This is a genomic window from Pseudomonas sp. AP42 (assembly GCF_001728935.1).
Classification (GTDB): domain Bacteria; phylum Pseudomonadota; class Gammaproteobacteria; order Pseudomonadales; family Pseudomonadaceae; genus Aquipseudomonas; species Aquipseudomonas lactis.
On sequence record NZ_LYSO01000203.1, the window covers coordinates 1 to 3375 of the forward strand.

A 3375-nucleotide genomic window follows, 5' to 3' on the forward strand; every position below is an offset into this window, starting at 1 on the left:
GAACCCGCAGCAACGCAGCATTACGAAGCACCGCAAAGCGCCCTCGAACAGCGCATCGCTGCGATCTGGGCCGATGTACTCGGCGTTGAACAGGTGGGTTTGAACGACAACTTTTTTGAGCGCGGCGGCGACTCGATCATCTCCATTCAAGTGGTCAGCCGTGCACGCGCCGCGGGTATTCACTTCAACGCCAAGGCGCTGTTCCAGCACCAGACAGTGCGTAGCCTGGCACGGGTTGCACAGTTGCAGGCTAAACAGGTGATCGACCAAGGCCCGGTGCAGGGCGAGACGCCGTTGCTGCCGTTCCAACAGCTGTTCTTCGAACTGGACTTGCCGGATCGACATCACTGGAACCAATCGCTGTTGCTGACGCCACGGCAACCGTTGCAAGGGCGCTTGCTGGAAGCGGCATTGCAGTCGGTCATCCAGCATCACGACGTACTGCGCTTGCGTTTCAGTGAGTCGGCGGACGGTTGGCGTGCGCGACATGATGCGCCGCCCACAGCCTTGCTGTGGCAGGAACCTGTGCAAAGCGACGCCGAGCTGCTCACACTGTGCGAGCGCGCCCAGCGCAGCCTCGACCTGCAAAACGGCCCGTTGTTGCGTGCGGTCCTCGCCGAGATGGCTGATGGTACCCAGCGCCTGTTGCTGGTGATGCATCACCTGGTGGTAGACGGTGTGTCCTGGCGGATTGTGCTGGAAGATCTGCAAAGCCTGTACCTTCAACACAAACTCCCGGCCAAGACCTCGTCGTTCAAGCACTGGGCCGAACGCTTGCAGGCCCATGCCCGCAGCGAAGCGGCCCAGCCTGAGAAAGACTTCTGGCTGCAACAGCTCCAGGGTGCCGCCCCTGACGTGCCATGCCGCGACCCCCACGGTGCGCGCCCTGGTCGGCTGGCACAGACAGTCGTAAGCCAGTTGGATGCCGAACGTACCCATCAGTTGTTGCAACAGGCGCCCACCGCCTATCGTACCCAGATCAACGACCTGTTATTGACTGCCCTGGCGCGGGTCATCTGCCAGTGGAGCGGGCACGCCTCCAGCCTGATCCAGTTGGAAGGCCACGGCCGTGAGGAGCTCTTTGACGACATCGACCTGACCCGCACACTGGGCTGGTTCACCAGCCTGTTCCCGGTGCGCCTGACCCCGGCTGATACCCTGGCGGGCTCAATCAAGCAGATCAAGGAGCAACTGCGCGCCGTGCCGGACAAGGGTCTGGGTTTTGGTGCCTTGCGTTACCTGGGCGATGACGCGACGCGCCAAGCCTTCAGCCAACTGCCTGTGCCGCGGATCACTTTCAACTACCTCGGCCAGATCGACGGCAGCTTCGATCAACCGGATGGGCTGTTCACGCCTGCATCGCAAAGCACTGGGGCCGAACAAAGCCCGGACGCGCCTCTAGGCAACTGGTTGACGGTCAACGGCCAGGTGTATGGCGGCCAACTACAAATGGGCTGGACGTTCAGCCCCTTGATGTTCGATGCGCAGGAGATCGAAGCCCTCAGCCAGGCCTTTAGCCGCGAACTGACTGCGCTGGTAGAACACTGCTGCACGCCGGGCAATAGCGGCATGACCGCCTCGGACTTCCCGTTGTCGCGGCTCAATCAGCAGCAACTCGAATCGCTGCCGGTGGCGGCCAATGCCGTGCAGGACATCTACACGCTGTCGCCAATGCAGCAGGGCATGCTGTTCCATACCCTGTATGAGCAGGCGGCGGGCGACTACATCAATCAGGTCCGCGTCACAGCCGAAGGCCTGGATGTGTTGCGCTTTCAGCAGGCATGGGACGCTACGGTGCAAGCCCATGACGTTTTGCGCAGCGGATTCTTCTGGGAGGGCCAGCTGGAATGGCCGTGCCAGGTGGTCTACCGCGATGCCCGATTGCCAATCGAAGAACTTGACTGGCGCTGCATGCCAGAGCGGGAGCTGGCCCTGCAAAACCTGCAGCAAGACCAGCGTCGCCAAGGTTTTGACTTGGGCAAGGCGCCGTTGGCGCGCCTGCTGTTGGTGCGCACGGATGAGCAGCGTCACGAGTTGATCTATACCCATCACCATATCCTGATGGACGGCTGGAGCAATTCCCGGTTGTTTGGCGAAGTCCTGCAACGCTACGCCGGTGTGGCAGTGCCGGAAGCGGCCGGGCGTTATCGCGATTACATCGGTTGGCTGCAACAGCGCGACCCAGGTAACACCGAAGCCTTCTGGCGTGAGCAATTGAATATTCTGCAAACGCCAACCCGCCTGGGCAGCAGCCAAGCACAGGCGATCGAGGGTTATGGCGAACACCTTTGCAGCCTGGAGCGTCCATTGACGGCTCGACTGGAGGCATTTGCCCGCCGTAACAAAGTTACCCTCAATACACTGGTGCAGGCCGCCTGGCTGATCCTGTTGCAGCGCTATGCTGGTGGCCAGTCGGTGGTGTCCTTTGGTGCTACGGTGGCCGGGCGTCCCGCGGAGGTTGCGGGGGTGGAAGAGCAGATCGGCCTGTTCATCAATACCTTGCCGGTGATCTGTGCAGTGGATGCGCAGCAATCAGTCGCCGACTGGTTGCAGGCAGTGCAGGCGCAGAACCTGGCACTGCGCGAGCATGAGCACACCGGGCTGTACGATATTCAGCGCTGGGCCGGGCAGGGCGGCGGCGCCTTGTTCGATAACATCCTGGTCTTTGAAAACTACCCGGTGTCCAAGGCCTTGGCGCAAAGCGGTGGCAGTGGTATCCGCTTTGGCGAGCCCAAGGCTCATGAGCAAACAAGCTATCCACTGACGGTGCTGGTGGATATGGGCGAGACGCTGTCGCTGCAATTGAGCTTCGCCCATGCGCAATTCACGGCCGAGACCGTGGAGGGTTATGGTCGGCACCTGTTCAACTTGCTGCTGGGCATGGTCACTGATGCCCAACAGCGATTAGGGGATTTGGTGATGCTGGACGCAGGTGAGCGCCAGCGGGTGGTGTTCGATTGGAACGCCACTGTTCGTGATTACCCGCTGCAAGCATGCGCTCATCATCTGATTGAACAGCAAGTGGCGCGTACACCGGATGCACCGGCATTGGTCTTTGCCGGGCAGCACTTGGATTATGCCGAACTGAACCGCCGCGCCAACCGCCTGGCTCATCGCCTGATCGAAGCCGGCGTGGGCCCGGACGTGCTGGTCGGGTTGGCGGTGGAACGCTCCATCGAAATGGTTGTTGGCCTGTTGGCCGTGCTCAAGGCCGGTGGCGCTTACGTGCCGCTGGACCCTGAATACCCGCCGGAGCGCCTGGCCTACATGCTCGAAGACAGTGGCGTGAAGCTGCTGCTGACCCAGGCGCACCTGCCGTTGCCGGTGCCCCAGGGCCTGGAAACCCTGGTGTTGGGTGAGTCAACTTTCGAGGGG

The 3375-nt window shown here is 61.6% G+C and carries 1 protein-coding gene; it reads left to right on the forward strand.

The features are described 5' to 3' along the window. Positions 1 to 3375, forward strand: a 3375-nt coding sequence (locus tag A7K61_RS30430; RefSeq protein ID WP_139129574.1) for a condensation domain-containing protein, incomplete at both ends; no start/stop codon positions are given.